The 14,896-nt window shown below is 63.1% G+C and carries 17 protein-coding genes; 10 read left to right on the top strand and 7 right to left on the bottom strand.

What is annotated here, in order from left to right; translation table 11 throughout:
* Window positions 1-2: 2 nt before the first annotated feature.
* Complete coding sequence (locus tag BLT65_RS16360; protein ID WP_091779140.1) at window positions 3-827, top strand: IclR family transcriptional regulator; 825 nt, start codon at window positions 3-5, stop codon at window positions 825-827.
* A gap of 12 nt (window positions 828-839) precedes the next feature.
* Here the strand turns inward: BLT65_RS16360 and BLT65_RS16355 are convergent, their stop codons facing one another.
* The 3 genes from BLT65_RS16355 to BLT65_RS16345 form a co-directional block, all read right to left on the bottom strand.
* Window positions 840-1,712, bottom strand: coding sequence for a MurR/RpiR family transcriptional regulator (locus BLT65_RS16355; protein ID WP_091779138.1), 873 nt, complete (start codon window positions 1,710-1,712; stop codon window positions 840-842).
* A 61-nt stretch (window positions 1,713-1,773) separates the two neighbouring features.
* Window positions 1,774-2,847 carry an ABC transporter ATP-binding protein gene (locus tag BLT65_RS16350; RefSeq protein WP_091779136.1) on the bottom strand — a complete coding sequence of 358 codons (1,074 nt, stop codon included), beginning with the start codon at window positions 2,845-2,847 and terminating at the stop codon, window positions 1,774-1,776.
* Between the two features lie 49 nt (window positions 2,848-2,896).
* Window positions 2,897-3,670 carry an SDR family oxidoreductase gene (locus BLT65_RS16345; RefSeq protein WP_091779134.1) on the bottom strand — a complete coding sequence of 258 codons (774 nt, stop codon included), beginning with the start codon at window positions 3,668-3,670 and terminating at the stop codon, window positions 2,897-2,899.
* 309 nt (window positions 3,671-3,979) lie between these two features.
* Between BLT65_RS16345 and BLT65_RS16340 the strand changes: the two genes are divergently transcribed.
* The 6 genes from BLT65_RS16340 to BLT65_RS16315 all read left to right on the top strand — a co-directional run bounded on the left by BLT65_RS16340 (window position 3,980) and on the right by BLT65_RS16315 (window position 9,160).
* The gene (locus BLT65_RS16340; protein ID WP_007577988.1) at window positions 3,980-5,212 is read left to right on the top strand and encodes an ABC transporter substrate-binding protein; all 1,233 of its coding nucleotides are present in this window, start codon (window positions 3,980-3,982) and stop codon (window positions 5,210-5,212) included.
* 214 nt (window positions 5,213-5,426) lie between these two features.
* A complete protein-coding gene (locus tag BLT65_RS16335; protein WP_042304310.1) occupies window positions 5,427-6,317 on the top strand; it encodes a carbohydrate ABC transporter permease in 891 nt (296 codons plus the stop codon).
* On the top strand, window positions 6,314-7,159 hold the full coding sequence (locus tag BLT65_RS16330; protein WP_035999640.1) for a carbohydrate ABC transporter permease: 846 nt from the start codon (window positions 6,314-6,316) through the stop codon (window positions 7,157-7,159). Before BLT65_RS16335 ends, BLT65_RS16330 begins: the two co-directional genes overlap by 4 nt.
* A gap of 203 nt (window positions 7,160-7,362) precedes the next feature.
* Window positions 7,363-7,800, top strand: a complete 438-nt coding sequence (locus BLT65_RS16325; protein ID WP_007577985.1) for a carboxymuconolactone decarboxylase family protein — start codon at window positions 7,363-7,365, stop codon at window positions 7,798-7,800.
* 283 nt (window positions 7,801-8,083) lie between these two features.
* Window positions 8,084-8,308, top strand: coding sequence for a hypothetical protein (locus BLT65_RS16320; protein ID WP_091779131.1), 225 nt, complete (start codon window positions 8,084-8,086; stop codon window positions 8,306-8,308).
* A gap of 141 nt (window positions 8,309-8,449) precedes the next feature.
* On the top strand, window positions 8,450-9,160 hold the full coding sequence (locus BLT65_RS16315) for a dienelactone hydrolase family protein (protein ID WP_091779130.1): 711 nt from the start codon (window positions 8,450-8,452) through the stop codon (window positions 9,158-9,160).
* 50 nt (window positions 9,161-9,210) lie between these two features.
* Here BLT65_RS16315 and BLT65_RS16310 read toward each other — a convergent pair whose 3' ends face one another.
* The 3 genes from BLT65_RS16310 to BLT65_RS16300 form a co-directional block, all read right to left on the bottom strand.
* Window positions 9,211-9,969 carry a YoaK family protein gene (locus BLT65_RS16310; RefSeq protein ID WP_091779423.1) on the bottom strand — a complete coding sequence of 253 codons (759 nt, stop codon included), beginning with the start codon at window positions 9,967-9,969 and terminating at the stop codon, window positions 9,211-9,213.
* A gap of 183 nt (window positions 9,970-10,152) precedes the next feature.
* The gene (locus BLT65_RS16305; protein ID WP_042304285.1) at window positions 10,153-10,608 is read right to left on the bottom strand and encodes a hypothetical protein; all 456 of its coding nucleotides are present in this window, start codon (window positions 10,606-10,608) and stop codon (window positions 10,153-10,155) included.
* 190 nt (window positions 10,609-10,798) lie between these two features.
* A complete protein-coding gene (locus BLT65_RS16300) occupies window positions 10,799-11,617 on the bottom strand; it encodes a class I SAM-dependent methyltransferase (protein ID WP_091779128.1) in 819 nt (272 codons plus the stop codon).
* A gap of 122 nt (window positions 11,618-11,739) precedes the next feature.
* Here BLT65_RS16300 and BLT65_RS16295 point away from each other — a divergent pair, with 122 nt between their 5' ends.
* Together BLT65_RS16295 and BLT65_RS16290 are read left to right on the top strand one after the other, a co-directional pair.
* Entirely contained in the window at window positions 11,740-12,108 is a 369-nt protein-coding gene (locus BLT65_RS16295) for an ArsR/SmtB family transcription factor (RefSeq protein WP_091779126.1), read from the top strand.
* Window positions 12,080-12,571, top strand: coding sequence for an SRPBCC family protein (locus BLT65_RS16290; RefSeq protein ID WP_091779124.1), 492 nt, complete (start codon window positions 12,080-12,082; stop codon window positions 12,569-12,571). Before BLT65_RS16295 ends, BLT65_RS16290 begins: the two co-directional genes overlap by 29 nt.
* A 50-nt stretch (window positions 12,572-12,621) precedes the next feature.
* Here the strand turns inward: BLT65_RS16290 and BLT65_RS16285 are convergent, their stop codons facing one another.
* Window positions 12,622-13,584 (bottom strand): homocysteine S-methyltransferase family protein, encoded by a 963-nt coding sequence (locus tag BLT65_RS16285; RefSeq protein ID WP_091779122.1) that lies wholly within the window; start codon window positions 13,582-13,584, stop codon window positions 12,622-12,624.
* A gap of 193 nt (window positions 13,585-13,777) precedes the next feature.
* Between BLT65_RS16285 and BLT65_RS16280 the strand changes: the two genes are divergently transcribed.
* Complete coding sequence (locus tag BLT65_RS16280) at window positions 13,778-14,815, top strand: GlxA family transcriptional regulator (RefSeq protein WP_042304290.1); 1,038 nt, start codon at window positions 13,778-13,780, stop codon at window positions 14,813-14,815.
* The last annotated feature ends 81 nt before the right edge of the window (window positions 14,816-14,896 follow it).

Raw genomic sequence — 14,896 nt, 5'->3', positions numbered from 1 at the left:
ACATGAAAGAATCACTCGATAACACATCGTCCGCGAACACCGACGCGAAACAGCAGCGCGGCATTCAATCGCTCGACAGCACGGGCGAATTGCTAGCTGCTTTGGTCGCGGCGGGAAAGCCGTTGTCGCTGCGCGATCTCGCGGCGGCTGCGGATATGCCGCCCGCGAAGGCGTTTCCTCATCTGGTGAGCTTGCAGAAGATCGGCTTGCTGAGCCGCGATACGTCCGGCTGTTTCGAAGCGGGACCGCTTGCGCTCGAACTCGGGCTGATCGGCTTGCAACGTCTGTCGCCGACGCGCGAAGCCGAACCGGAGATCGTCGATCTTGCAGTGACGACGGGCATGAGCGTCGCGATGGCCGTGCTCGGTCCGCTTGGGCCGACCGTCGTGCGGCTCGAAGAATCGGCGCGGCCGCTGCACGTGAGCTTGCGCGTGGGTACGGTGATGTCGCTCGTGAATACAGCGATTGGCCGCGTGTTCGCCGCGCACGTTGCCGACGATGTGCGGCATGGTCTGCTCGCGCAAGATCATCTACGGCTGGCGGGCGCGTCGACGACCGATACGCGCGATGCAAAGCTCGCGCAGCCGTATGCGGAACGTCTCGCGCAAATTCGCGAGCAAAGCATCGACACCGCGCTCAACAAGCCTATTCCCGGCATCAACACGCTGGCGGCGCCCGTGTTCGATCACACGGGCAGCATCGTGCTGGTGATCGCGTTGATGGGCACAGCGGGAAGTTTCGACAGCGATACACAAGGCGGCGCAGCGAAGACCTTGCTGGCGGCGACTCAGCGGTTGTCGCGGCGGTTTGGCTACGTTTCGGGCTGAGCGCGCCGCAGATTACTGCGCCCCATCCTCCGCCGCCGCATCCGTCTCCTGCGACAGCCTCGCCTTCGCGTGCCGCATTTTCTCCAGCGTATGCGGCTCCAGCCGCAACGCCACACCAATCGCGAGCGCATCCATCACGCACAGATGCACGAGCCGCGACACGCCCGGCGTGTTCGGATCGATGGGACTCGGCACGCGCAGCAACAACGGAATATCGACCAGCCACGCAAGCCTCGAGCCGACATTCGTCAGCGCGATCGTCGTCGCGCCGCGCTCCTTCGCGATCTGCATGCTCTCGTTCACTTCGACGCTGCGCCCCGAATGCGAAATCGCGAACGCGACATCGCCGGGTTCGAGCAGGCCCGCGTAAAGACGCTGCAAATGCGCATCGGTGAAAGCGCTCGCGGCGATGTCGAGCCGCAGGAAACGCAGTGCCGCGTCCTGCGCGACAAGTCCCGAGCCTGAGCCGACACCGAAGAAATACACGCGGCGCGCACTCGCGAGCGCAGCCAGCGCCGCATTCACCGCAACAGGATCGATCGCGCTGCGCGCCTGCGTGATGCCCTCGACAGCCGCTTCGCCGACCTTGTCGATCAGCGTCTGCGTATCGTCGCCGCGCGCCACGGCCGTCGACGCATACGGCATCCCGCCCGCGACGCTCTGCGCGAGCTGCATCTTGAAGTCGCGCAAACCGTGTGCGCCCACCGCGCGGCAAAAGCGCGTGACGGAAGGCTCCGACACGTCCGCGCGCTGCGCAAGCTCGGTGATGCTCGCGCGCATCGCGAAGTCGACATCGGACAGCACCATGTCGGCGACCTTGCGCTCGGCGGGCCGCAGCGATTCGAGCGCGCTGCGGATGTGAGGAATCAGGTTCGGTGCGGACACCCGTGCGTTCCTTTGGATGGAGGATGAATCAGCGGCATGTCTTGGTGCCCGTCTGATGCTGTCAGCCCAGTCTGTTGCCGCTCTCCGTGTCGAATAGATGCGTGTGCTGCTCGGGAAAGCGCACCGTCACGCGCTGGCCCGGCTCGATCGACGCGCGTTGGCGCATCGTCACGCACCACGCCGCGCCGCCGATCTTGCCGTACAGATGCGTTTCCGCGCCCGTGGGCTCGACTACTTCGACATCCATCGGAATGCCTTCATTCGACGCTTCGATATGTTCGGGCCGCACGCCTAGCGTGACCTTCGCGCCCAGTTTCGCCGCCGCCTGACTCATGCCCGCAAGGGGAATCAACGCGCCGTCCGCGAGTTTCAATGCGACACCCTTCGGCGCGCTCACCACTTCGCCCTCGGCGAAATTCATCGAAGGCGAGCCGAGAAAGCTCGCGACGAACAGATTCGCCGGCCGGTCGTAAAGCTCCAGCGGACGCCCGATCTGCTCGATGCGCCCCGCGTTCATCACGACGATGCGATCGGCCATCGTCATCGCTTCGATCTGGTCGTGCGTGACGTAGATCACCGTGTTTTTCAGCCGCTGATGCAGCGCCTTGATCTCCGTGCGCATCTGCACGCGCAGCTTCGCATCGAGATTGGACAGCGGCTCGTCGAACAGGAACAGCGACGGCTCGCGCACCACCGCGCGGCCCATCGCGACACGCTGGCGCTGGCCGCCCGACAGCGCGCGCGGCAAGCGGTCCAGATAGCCGCTGAGGTTCAGCATCTTCGCAGCGGCTTCGATGCGCGGCTTGAAACTCGTCGACGCTTCCTTGCGGATACGCGGACCGAACGCGATGTTGTCGTACACGGACAGATGCGGATATAGCGCGTAGCTCTGGAACACCATCGAGATGTTGCGCTGCTGCGGCGCCAGGCCGTTCGCGCGCGTGCCGCCGATCATCAGGTCGCCGCCGCTGATTTCCTCCAGGCCCGCGACCATCCGCATCAACGTGCTCTTGCCGCAACCGGACGGGCCGACCAGCACGACGAACTCGCCGTCGTCGATATGCAGGTCGATGCCATGCACGACCTGCGTGTCGCCGTAACGCTTGTAGATGCCGCTCAGTTGCACTGCTGCCATGCTGTCCTCATCTTCGGTTGCGGTTGTGTCGCGTGCTTGCTCTCGGCGTTTAGAGCGATTCGAGCGTCAGTTCTTCGGCCATCAGCCGGTTGCCCGCCATCAGGCCGCCATCGACGGGCAACACCACGCCCGTGATCACGCGCGCCATCGGCGACGCGAGAAACAACACGGCGTCGGCGATATCGTCGGGCGTCGCGAAGTCACGCAGCGGATACCACTTCTTCAGGTCCTCGAAAACTTGCGGGTTCTTGTCGACGCGCGCCTGCCACGCCTGCGTCTTCACCGTGCCCGGACAGACGATGTTCGCGCGTATGCCATAGCGGCCAAGCTCGATCGCCAGCGACTTCGTGTAGCTGATCAGCCCCGCTTTCGCCGCGCTGTACGCGGGATGTCCAAGCGCCGCCAGGCCGTTCACGGAGCCGATCAGCACGATCGATCCGTGCTGCCGCTCGATCATCGACGCGCGCACCGCTTCGACCGTGTGATACGTGCCGTTCAGATTCAGCTCGACGTCGCGCCGCCAGCTTGCGGCATCCGTCTTCGCAAGCGTCAGCCCTTGCGCCGCGCCCGCGTTCGCGACGAGCACGTCGACGGGACCGCGTTTATCGACAGCTTGCGCGACACGTTCGCGCACGGCGTCGGCATCGCAGAGATCGACGGCGATGGGCGTCACGCTGTCGGTGCCCAGTTCCGCAGCCAGCTGATCCAGCGCGGCCGCATCGACATCGAGCGCGAGCACCGTCGCGCCGTCCTGCACGAAACGCCGGCACAACACGCTGCCGATTCCGCCGCATGCTCCCGTCACCAGCACGACACGCTTCATGTCCTGTCCTCTTCGCGATTTTCGCAATTGCGGCGGGCGGCCTTCGCGTAAGCCAAAAGCCACTCCCGTCTTGTAAATTTCCTACATATTGCACATTTTCACGGACTGCGGACCATTCGGACGCTACAAATGACGAATACCCCGCAGCGCACAAAAAGCCCATCCTTTACAGCATGTTATGCAAAAAACCGCGCGATAAAAAATATGGTCAGCCCTACGTGACAAGCTTTTTTTTCGTGTGTAGGATTTTTTCAAACAATTTAACCCAAGCAGCCGGCTACGGCGGCAGACCACCCCAGGAGAGACGAAATGTCGTTGCATGCACGTGCTTCCCTTACGCTCGGCAAAGTCGCCGCAGCGCTCGCGTTTGCAGGTCTTGCCCTATCGGCGCACGCCGATACGGTGCGTGTGACGGTCGCGCATTACAGCGACGCGACGGCACCGTACTTCGAGAAAATGGCACGCCAGTTCGAAAAGGCTAATCCCGGCACCACGATCAAGATCGAGGACGTGAACTGGGACACGCTGCAACAGAAGCTGCAAACGGATATCTCGGGCAACGCCAACGCCGACCTCGCGATCGTCGGCACGCGCTGGCTGCTCGACTTCGTGAAGGACGACGTCGCCGAGCCGCTCGACCCGTACATGGACGCGAACTTCAAGAACCGCTTCATTGGCCCGTTCCTCGCGCCCGGCCAGATCAACGGCAAGACGTACGGCCTGCCGATTGCCGCTTCGGCACGCGCGCTGTATTACAACAAGGATCTGCTCGCGAGCGTCGGCTATCCGAATGGCCCGAAGACGTGGAATGACGTGATCGACGCGTCGAAGAAGCTGAAGGCAAAGGGTGTTGCCGGTTTCGGCCTGCAAGGCAAGGAAATCGAAACCGACGTGTACTACTACTACGCGCTGTGGACCAACGGCGGCGACGTGCTGAACAAGCAGGGCAAGGCTGGCTTTGATTCACCCGCGGGCATCAAGGCGGCGACGCTGTACAAGTCGATGATCGACCAGGGCCTGACGCAGCCGGGCGTCACGGGCTATAGCCGTGAAGACGTGCAGAACCTCTTCAAGCAAGGCCGCGTCGCGATGATGATTTCCGCGCCGTTCCTCGCGAAGCAGATCAAGAAGGAAGCGCCGAACCTGAAGTACGGCATCGATCCGCTGCCCGTCGGCACGAATGGCGCGACGTATGCCGTCACCGACTCGATCGTGATGTTCAAGAACTCGAAGGTGAAGAAGGACGCCTGGAAGTTCCTCGACTATCTGTTCACGAAGGAGCCGCGCGTCGAGTTCACGAGCACGGAAGGCTTCCTGCCGACCACCAAGGCCGAGGCCGCCGACCCCGCGTTCAACGATGCGGACACGAAGGCGTTCATCGCGCTGCTGCCGCAAGCGCGCTTCGCGCCGACGGTGTCCGGCTGGGAAGACACCGCGAAGGCCGTGACCAACGCGATGCAGGCCGTGTACCTCGGCAAGTCCAAGCCTGACGATGCGCTGAAGCAGGCCGCGAGCCAGGCGAATCAGGCGCTCGGCCAGTAACCGCGCGTTTTGATGCGCAGTTTGATGATCCGTTAGCGTAGTACCGGAAGCCGCATCGGCTCGACGCCGATGCGGCTTCACATTCGATGAGCGCGCTTCCTTTCGTGCGAATTTAGATGCCAACTTTCATGCGAAGCGGCGTGTTGCATCCGGCCCATTCCGTCCCGAGGGCTTCATGAGTTCCAACGCCCAAGCATCCGTCGATCAGGCACGCATGAGCCGTTCCATTGCCCCGCGCGCCGCCGCGCCCTGGTGGCTGATCGCGCCGAGTCTGATCCTGGCGCTGTTCATCATCAGTTACCCGATCTTCAACATCGTGTATCAGTCGGTACACGATGTCTCGCGCTTCGGCGCGATTCGCGATTTCACCGGATTCAAGAACTTCTTCACGGTGTTCGCCGACCCCGTGTTTCTCGATTCGCTGCGCCGGACCATTGTGTGGACGGCAGCCGTCGTCGGCGGCACGGTGATCATTTCGGTGCCCGTCGCGCTCGTGCTGAATCAGGATTTCCACGGCCGCGGCATCGCGCGCACGATCATCATGCTGCCGTGGTCCGTGTCGCTGACCATGACAGCCGTCGTCTGGCGCTGGGCCTTCAACGACGACTACGGGATGGTCAACGTGACGTTGCAGCGGCTTGGGTTGATCGGCGGTCCGATTCATTGGCTGGCGACGCCCGAGCTCGCGTTTCCCGTCGAGATCGCGGTCGGTATTCTCGTGTCGATTCCGTTCACGGTGACGATTCTGCTCGGCGGCCTGTCGTCCGTGCCCGGCGATATCTACGAAGCCGCGCGCATCGACGGCGCGAGCGCGTGGCAGCAGTTCCGTCAACTGACCTTGCCGCTGCTGCGCCCGTTCGTGAACATGGCGATCCTGCTCAACGTGATCTACGTGTTCAACTCGTTTCCGATCATCTGGGTGATGACGCAAGGCGGCCCCGACAACGGCACGCATATTCTCGTCACGTATCTGTACGAACTCGGTTTCAGGCTCGGGCGTCCCGGCCAGGCGGCTGCCGTGTCGCTGGTCATGCTCATCATGCTGTTCGTGTTCTCGGTGCTGTATCTGCGCATTCAGCCGTCGAAGGAAGGAGAACCCGCATGAACGCGAAGATGAAACGCACCGTGTGGTGCTGGCTCGCGCTGTCGCCGCTGATCGTGGTCGTGCTGTTTCCGTTTGCCGTGATGTTCTTCACAGCGCTCAAGCCCGCGAACGAAGTGTTCGTCTATCCGGCGCGCTGGTTGCCCATGCACTGGCAATGGCAGAACTTCGTCGACATGTGGACGGCCGCGAACTTCGGCGTCGCGTTGCGCAACAGCACCGTCATCAGCCTGCTTTCGACAGCGCTCGCGCTCGCCGTCAGCCTGCCCGCCGCGTACGCGCTCGCGCGCTTTCCGTTTCGCGGGCGCGGGCTGTATCGGCAGTTTCTGCTCGTCACGCAGATGCTTTCGCCGATTCTGCTCGTGGTCGGCCTGTTCCGTCTCGCCGCGATGATTCCGTATGGTGACGGCAATCTCGTCGATTCGAAAATCGGCGTGATCGTCTCGTATGCGGCGTTCAATATCGCGTTCGCCGTGTGGATGCTGTCGTCGTATTTCCAGACCGTGCCGCGCGATCTCGAAGAATCTGCGTGGCTCGAAGGATGCAGCCGCACGCGCGCGGTGTTCAAGGTGTTTCTGCCGCTCGCTGTGCCCGCTATCGTCGTGACGGCCATCTTCACGTTCATCAATGCGTGGAACGAGTTCGCCGTCGTCTATACGCTGATCCGCTCGCCCGAAAACAAGACGCTCACCGTGCAGGTGACGGATATGGTGGCGGGCAAGTACGTCGTCGAATGGCATCTGGTGATGGCCGCGACGCTGTGCGCGACGTTGCCGGTGTCGATCGTGTTCGCGTGGCTGCAGCGCTATCTGGTGAAGGGCCTCGCGCTCGGCGCGGTCAAGTAAGGTCTTCTTCCTGTCACACAAGGGCCGTCGCGCGGCGGCGGCCCTTCGTCTGCATCGTTCCCCGCTGCCTTGTAAAGTTGTTCCGCAACAGTTCAGAAGTGGTTACCTCAAATTGCTCAAAATTGGCCATTTCCTGCGGCCAGTTTCGCGCCTAATCTTCATGTGTCGCGCAGCTAAAGCGCACTCTCACTGAGGAAACGATCATGGAACAACGTCTCGACTTCTACAAAGCCAACCCGCACGCGATCAAGGCGATGCTCGCGCTCGAAGAACGCATCGGCAAGAGCGACCTCGAAAAATCGCTGACGGAACTGGTGCGTCTGCGCGCATCGCAGATCAACGGCTGCGCGTTCTGCGTCGACATGCACACCACCGATGCGCGCAAGGGCGGCGAGACGGATCGCCGTCTGGCGACGGTCGTCGTGTGGCGCGAAACGCCGTTCTTCACGGCACGCGAACGCGCAGCGCTGGAATGGACGGAAGCCGTGACGCTGGTGTCCGAGAATCACGTGCCCGATGCAGTGTGGGAAGCCGTGAAGCCGCATTTCAGCGAGGCCGAGCTGGTCGATCTGACGTTGCTGATTTCGGCGATCAATGCATGGAACCGCTTCGCGATTTCGTTCCGCAAGATGCCGGCGTAACGAGGCTTTAAAGCGCTTCGGCGGCTTGTGAAGAAAGCGGGCAACAATGCCCGCTTTTTTTATGGACAGGATTTGCGAGCCATATGCCGCCAATCGCACCAAGTCAACAGAACAACAAACAGAATTTGACCTCGCGCCGAATCTCCGCGAAATCGGAAAATCCTGACGAGCGCTGGACACAGATCTGATTAACGAAGCTCACTCCTGTCAATAAAGTCTTCCGTACGGTGACACCTCGATGAACGGTGCATCGTGATCTTCAGATAACAACGGAGCATTTGACATGAAAGTGAAATCTGCGTTACTTGCGTTGCTCGCTTCATCGATGTTGTCGTGTTTCGCCCAGTCCGCATCGGCAGCGCCGAACGCGCTGGAAGCGCAGCCGTTCGCAATGAAGTCGGACGGCCCGAAAAGCGCTTCGGTCGCCGATCAGAAGCTCGCATTCGGCTACTGGATTTGCGATCCAAGCTGGAATCCTTCGGATTGCTACTGGCTTCCAGGCGACTAAAGAATCCAGAATTCGCGAGTGAAGTGCGACACCCTGCAAGCGCTCAGGCTTGCAGGGTGTTTTCATTTCTGACAAGGCCGTAGGCCTGCATTCGGCCGGCATTGGCGCTATGCTAGTGGCCCATTCAACAGGAACACGCCCATGAACACGACCCCAGGCTCCATGATCACTTTCAGCCGCCCAGACGGTAAAGAACTGCAAGGTTATCTGGCCACGCCCGAGAAAACGGATGGCGCGCCCGCGGTGGTCGTCATTCAGGAATGGTGGGGCTTGAACGACCAGATTCGCGGCGTCGCGGATCGCCTCGCGGCAGCCGGCTACTTCGCGCTCGTGCCCGATCTGTATCGCGGCAAGTCGACGGTCGAGGAGGAAGAAGCGCATCACCTGATGGACGGTCTCGATTTCGGCGATGCCGCATCGCAAGACGTTCGCGGCGCGGCGCAATATCTGAAGCAGCGTTCAGGCCGCGTCGCCGTGATGGGCTATTGCATGGGCGGCGCACTAACCCTGCTCACGCTGGGTCAAAGCCCGGAAGTGTCGGCGGGCGTCGTGTTCTACGGCTTCCCTCCGCTCGACTATATCGACGCGTCGAAAATCAAGGTGCCGGTTATCGGGCACTACGCGACGCAGGATGCGTTCTTCCCGATCGCGACGGTCGAAACGCTCGAATCGAAGCTGCGTGACGCGAACGTCGACGTCGAGTTTCACCGCTATCTCGCGCACCACGCGTTCGCCAACGAAACCGCCGTCGGCTTCAGCCGCATCGCCGGCACGCAGTTCGACCCGGTGTGGTCGGAAATGGCGTGGGACCGGACGCTGACCTTCCTGGGACGCAAGCTCTGGGAGAAGTAAAAGTCGTGGCGCGCGATGTGCGCGCGTGAGAAGCGTCCGGCGAGCGCAATTCACCGCGCCCGTCGCGGATACCTCAACAGATCATCGGCAACGGGCACGGCCGCCAGCACCAGCAACAACGCCGCAAGCGGCAGCGTCGCGATGAACCCGACCTGTTTGAACGCAATCGCGCCGGCAAGCCCGCCCGCGAGAAACATGCCGAGCAGCGAGGCGAGCAGACCGAGCCGCCGCATGTCGGCGCCGACGTAAGCCGCTTCCGTCGACGGCACGCCCCGGTTCCAGTACAAGCCCTTGCCGATTTCGATGCCGAGATCCGTCACCAGTCCCGTGACGTGCGTCGTGCGGATTTCCGCTTTCGATATCTTGGTGATCATCGCGTTCTGCAGTCCCATCACGTAGCAAAGCAGCGTGACGGTAGCGGGCACGAACAGCAGACGGTGCTGCTCCAGGTTCGCGCCGAGCACGCCGAAGCACAACAACAGAAGCCCTTCGAGCACGAGCGGCATCGCGTAGACGCTCTGCGTCCCTCTTCGTCGGCCCCAGTTGATCAGAATGGCCGAACTCGCCGCACCGGCGAGAAACGCGAAAATCGAACTCGCCGCCGACAGCACGAACGCGAGGTTGCCGAGCGCGAGACTGTCAGCGAGCGACGACACCATGCCGGACATGTGCGACGTGTACTGGCCAATCGCCAGAAAGCCGCCCGCGTTTGCCGCGCCGGCAATCCCGGCGAGCGCGAGGCCAAGCCGCCGGTTAGCGGCGTCAGTGCGAGCGGCAGATGTAAAACCGCGAAGATAGTCAACGGGCACGATGACGCCTGCAAAAGAAGGGAATTTCGACAATCCTACCTTCAAATGGCGCTTATCTCGTTTTTGATCCGCGACAATTCCCTGCGATGATTTGTCGCACAGCGCTTGCGCCGCCGCGCCGTCGTGCCCGTCCGACCCGCGAGTTCGCCGTTCAATGAACTCGCAAGGCCGTCAGCTCGCCAATCAGTCGTCGTAGTGACGATGCTTGTGCTTGCGCTTGTACGAACTGTGCGAACCGTACGAACCGTGCGAATAGTCGTCGGCGTACGAGTTGGAACGCGAGATGTTGCCGCCAAGCGCCGAGCCGGCACCGCCGCCCAGCGCCGCGCCGACCAGACCGCCTCCGCGTCCGCCCATCGCGTTGCCCGCCGCGGTGCCCGCACCGCCGCCGAGCGCGCCGCCGATGATCGCGCCCGTGCGCTCACGGCGGTTCGACGTGACCGCGCCACCCGCGCCGCCGCCCACCGCGCCGCCGATCACGGCACCCGTGCTGCCGCCCACCGCGCCGCCCAATGCCGCTCCGGCGACGCCGCCGAGCGCGCCGCCAAGCGCATTGTTCATATCGCCGGCCATCGCCGGCAACGACGCCGCAGCCGTCAGCGCTGCAATGGCCACCATCTGAATGATTCGCTTCGACATAGTTTGATCAGTAGTTTTTGAGACGGGGCGAGTATAACCAACGTCTGAAAGGCGTTCGTAACACCGGTCAATCCTTCCAGTAAGAGGTGTAACAATTTCCGCCCGGCAAACGCCGTCCGGCCCGTCAGATAAGGCGGGAGCGGCTTTCGGAGGGATCGTTGCGCTCAGCAGGACACACTTTTTCGTCGTTTTAACGTTGTGCTGTGACGACGTGCGCTTGAATCCTTCCGTCGATTGCGCTAGCGCCGAAACGCTTGCGCAGGGCGGTTGCGCAAACCGCTGTCGCTTCGTCGAGCGTTGCGCCCGAACGGGCTTCGATTTCGGCCCGCATCGGCGTGCCCTGGCAGAACGCGATCGCGGCAGCCTGCGCCGACCCCGCGCCGCTGCGTTTCGCGATCGTCTCGATACGCGGCGGCGGCGCATCGAAGCCGCCGTCCGCGAGATCGCGCGCAATGATGTTCGTGTCCCAATAACCGTGCGGCACGCGCTGCAAGAAACTCGGCGGGTCCGCCGCATACAGCTTGCCGAGCGCGTCCGAAACGGTGACGGCAAATGCGTTCTCCTCGATGCGATCCCAAACGTTGAATAGCAGCACGCCGCCGCTTCGCAGTACGCGCCGCGCCTCGGCAAACGCGCGCGCCTTGTCGGGAAAGAACATCGCGCCGAACTGGCAAACGATCAGATCGAAGCTCGCATCGTCGAATGGCAGTTGCATCGCGTCCGCCTGCTGCCAGGTCACGGGCCTGTGCGTGCCGAGTGTCGCGGCGCAGTCCAGCATCGCCTGATTGAGGTCCGTCGCGACGATCTCGACATGCTCGGGCAGCGCTTCCGCCAGCGCTCGTGTGACGACGCCCGTGCCCGCCGCGATTTCGAGCACGCGCGACGGCTGAACCGACGCCGCCCTGCTCGCGAGATCGCGCGCGTACGGCTCGAAGATCATCGGCACGAGGTAGCGCTCGTAGATTTCAGGAATCGAGCCGGTGAAGCCGGTGTCGTTGGGTGTGTTCATCGAACGCCTCCGTTTCTCAGGTTTCTCGCGATTGACGCTCAACCCATGCTGATAGCTTAGGTGCGCGCCCGTCACTACGTACGCCTTCGCCGCGCCGCCATTTTTGCACTATACTTAGCCATATGGCTAACTATCATGCCGCAGTAAGCGAAGTGTTCCAGGCGCTGTCCGATCCGACCCGTTGCGCGATCGTCAGCATGCTCGGGCGCGGCGCGCAGACCGTCTCGGTGCTGGCCCAGCCGTTCGACATGGCGCTGCCGTCGTTCATGAAACACGTCGCCGTGCTGGAACACAGCGGCCTGATCCGCACGCACAAGATCGGCCGCGCGCGCACCTGCGAACTGATACCCGCGAAGCTGACGGAAGTCGAAACATGGCTGGCCGCGCAGCGCGCCGTGTGGGAAGCACGATCCGACCGGATGGTCGAATTCGTCGAACAGCTTCATCAAGAGGAGCAAGCTGATGTCAACAAAACCCGTCGAAAGCGCTGAGTCGAACGATCTCGTCATCACTCGCGTGCTGCGCGCGCCGGTGGCTGCGTTGTGGCGCGCGTGGACCGAACCGGATTTGCTGAAGGAATGGTGGTGCCCGAAGCCCTGGACCACTGAAGTTCGCGCGTTCGATCTGCGTCCGGGCGGTGCCTTCCACACCTTCATGCAAGGTCCCGATGGCGGCACGAGCGACAACCCCGGCTGCTTTCTCGAAGTCATCCCGCAAGCGCGCATCGTGTTCACGTCGATGCTCACGGCGGGCTGGCGTCCAAACACGCCGTGGCTTGGCTTCACCGCCGACATCGCGATGTCGAAAGAAGGCGAAGGCAGCCGCTACGTCGCGCGCGTCATGCATCCCGACGTCGCGACGCGCGACCGGCACGAACAACTCGGCTTCTTCGACGGTTGGAACACCTGCATCACGCAACTCGACGAATTTGCGCTCACGCTCGGCCAGGCGTGAGCATCGGCGCGGGCACGGCGGCGGCGCGAGCGGCCCTCGCGCGCTGAACGTCAAACCGTATCGGCGGCAAGAGGCGCCTTCATCGCCTGGCAGATCTGCCCGACGTGCCGGTGATCCGTGCCGCAGCATCCGCCAACCACCGTCATGCACGGCAGTAGATGCCGCAGCGCGCGATAACTGCCGCCGAGTTCGTCCGGATCGCCGTCGTCGAGATCATCGGCTTCGTCGAGTTCGGCATGACTGCGCTTCGACGCGTTTGCGCGCACGCCGCGAATGCGCTCGCGCCACGCGCCCGCGTCGGCGAGCATCGACGCGAAGTGCGACGGGTGTGCGCAGTTGATCATGAAGTAAGCCGCGTAGTGATCTGTCGCGGCATCGGTGCGCGCGATCGCGTCGGCTAGCGACTCGCCCGACGGTAACCGTCCATCCGTCTCCAGCGTGAACGATATCGCGACAGGCATCGCGCACGCCTGCGCCGCCTGGATCACGCCGATTGCTTCGTCCGCATAGTTGATCGTGAAGGCCGCGACCATGTCGGCGTCCGACGCCGCGAAGGTTTCGATCTGCGGCTGATGATAGGCGCGTGCTTCGCTCTGGCTCATGCGCGCGTCGGCGCGATAGCCGTCGCCGCGCGGACCGAGGTTGCCGCTGATGACGATCGGCGTCGCCGGCGTTTCATACGCGGCGCGAACGCGCGCGAGCAAGGCGATCGCGCGGCGGTTCGCATCGGCAAGCGAGGCCGCCGTATAACCGAGCCTGGCCGCCCAATCGGGATTCGCGCGCCAGGTCGGCGATTCCAGCACGAGGCCGACGTTTTCGCGGCGCGCCAATTCTGCATAGCGCGCGAAATATCGCTCCAGCATCGCCGTGCCTTCTTCGTCGCGCAGCAGCGCGAACGAGGCGAAGCACGGCAGGTCGATGCCGTCATGAAAAATCAGCGTGGTTTCGAGGCCGCCGTCCGTGATGAACAGGGAATCGGCGAGTTGCGGCAGGTGCTGGCGATACGGACTCATGGAAGCTCCTTCGAACGATCGCGCCCATCCATCGACGCGACGAGACAAGCGCGACAAACGCGATAAGCCAGCCGTCGCCGGCCTGGCATAAACGCGATCCTTACACTTAAATTACATCTACGACGCCGTCACGATACGGCGTACGCACGCTTCCGACTAAAGCGTTATCGGCCACGAATGGGACGAATCGGCCATGAAAGAGAAGACCCGCACCTCCGTGCGCGTCGCCATCCTGGCGATGCCCGAAACCTCGGCTTCCGTGGTGTACGGGATGTACGACATGTTCATGTCGGCGGGAAGGGACTGGGGCCTGATCGTCGAAGGCGCGCCCGGCGTTGCACCGTTCGCCCCGCAGGTCGTGTCGCGGCACGGCGCTTCGCTGGTCGCCGCGAACCATGTGCGCATCACGCCCGACGCGACGCTCGATGCCTGCGCGCACGCCGACGTCGTTTGCGTGCCCGAGCTGATGGTGGCGCCGGGCGAAGCGCTCGAAGGACGCTTCGTGGAAGAGATCGATAGCCTGCGACGCTGCTACGCCGACGGCAAGATTCTCGCGACGGCCTGCTCCGGCGCGATCCTGCTCGCCGAAGCCGGGCTGCTCGACGGTCACGAAGCGACCACGCACTGGGCCTTTTGCGATCTGATGACGCGCCGCTACCCGGCCGTCAAGGTGCGCAGGCATCGGGCGCTCGTCGCGTCAGGCGACGGCCAGCGTCTCATCATGGCGGGCGGCGGAACCTCATGGCTGGATCTCGCGCTGTATCTGATCGCACGGCTCGCGGGTGTAGAAATCGCGATGCAGACGGCGCGCATCAACCTGGTCGTCTGGAACGATGTGGGCCAGCAGCCGTTCGCGCGGCTTGCGCGCACGCGGCAGGTCGAGGACGCCGTGATCGCGCGCTGTCAGGCGTGGATCGCCGGGCATTACGCCGAGGCGTCCCCCGTCGCGGCGATGGTGCAACTGAGCGGCCTGCCCGAGCGCTCGTTCAAGCGGCGCTTCCAGCAGGCGACGGGCATGTCGCCGCTGGTCTACGTACACACGCTGCGGCTCGAAGAGGCCAAGCAGATGCTCGAATCCAACCAGCAGCCAATCGAAGCGATCGCCAATGAAGTCGGTTACGAAGATGCGAGCTTCTTCAACCGGCTGTTCCGCCGCAGTGTGTGCCTGACGCCTGCACAATACCGGCGGAAGTTCGGTGCGATGCGTCTCGCACTCGATGGCGGCGGGTGAGGAGTTGACGATGTATCCGCCGCCCTGGATGACCGCGCGCAGGGTGAAACGCGATACGTGCTTCCCAGATCCGCAGGACCA

The sequence above is a fragment of the Paraburkholderia steynii genome, from assembly GCF_900100565.1.
GTDB classification, from domain to species: Bacteria; Pseudomonadota; Gammaproteobacteria; order Burkholderiales; family Burkholderiaceae; genus Paraburkholderia; species Paraburkholderia terrae.
The sequence above is the reverse complement of the archived record's forward strand: the minus strand, read 5'-3'. Positions and strand labels throughout refer to the sequence as shown.

Coding starts and splice junctions, on each gene's coding strand:
- BLT65_RS16360 (WP_091779140.1), top strand. CDS start 3: ATGAAAGAATCACTCGATAACACATCGTCCGCGAACACCGACGCGAAA.
- BLT65_RS16350 (WP_091779136.1), bottom strand. CDS start 2,847: ATGGCAGCAGTGCAACTGAGCGGCATCTACAAGCGTTACGGCGACACG.
- BLT65_RS16345 (WP_091779134.1), bottom strand. CDS start 3,670: ATGAAGCGTGTCGTGCTGGTGACGGGAGCATGCGGCGGAATCGGCAGC.
- BLT65_RS16340 (WP_007577988.1), top strand. CDS start 3,980: ATGTCGTTGCATGCACGTGCTTCCCTTACGCTCGGCAAAGTCGCCGCA.
- BLT65_RS16335 (WP_042304310.1), top strand. CDS start 5,427: ATGAGCCGTTCCATTGCCCCGCGCGCCGCCGCGCCCTGGTGGCTGATC.
- BLT65_RS16330 (WP_035999640.1), top strand. CDS start 6,314: ATGAACGCGAAGATGAAACGCACCGTGTGGTGCTGGCTCGCGCTGTCG.
- BLT65_RS16325 (WP_007577985.1), top strand. CDS start 7,363: ATGGAACAACGTCTCGACTTCTACAAAGCCAACCCGCACGCGATCAAG.
- BLT65_RS16320 (WP_091779131.1), top strand. CDS start 8,084: ATGAAAGTGAAATCTGCGTTACTTGCGTTGCTCGCTTCATCGATGTTG.
- BLT65_RS16315 (WP_091779130.1), top strand. CDS start 8,450: ATGAACACGACCCCAGGCTCCATGATCACTTTCAGCCGCCCAGACGGT.
- BLT65_RS16305 (WP_042304285.1), bottom strand. CDS start 10,608: ATGTCGAAGCGAATCATTCAGATGGTGGCCATTGCAGCGCTGACGGCT.
- BLT65_RS16300 (WP_091779128.1), bottom strand. CDS start 11,617: ATGAACACACCCAACGACACCGGCTTCACCGGCTCGATTCCTGAAATC.
- BLT65_RS16295 (WP_091779126.1), top strand. CDS start 11,740: ATGGCTAACTATCATGCCGCAGTAAGCGAAGTGTTCCAGGCGCTGTCC.
- BLT65_RS16290 (WP_091779124.1), top strand. CDS start 12,080: ATGTCAACAAAACCCGTCGAAAGCGCTGAGTCGAACGATCTCGTCATC.
- BLT65_RS16285 (WP_091779122.1), bottom strand. CDS start 13,584: ATGAGTCCGTATCGCCAGCACCTGCCGCAACTCGCCGATTCCCTGTTC.
- BLT65_RS16280 (WP_042304290.1), top strand. CDS start 13,778: ATGAAAGAGAAGACCCGCACCTCCGTGCGCGTCGCCATCCTGGCGATG.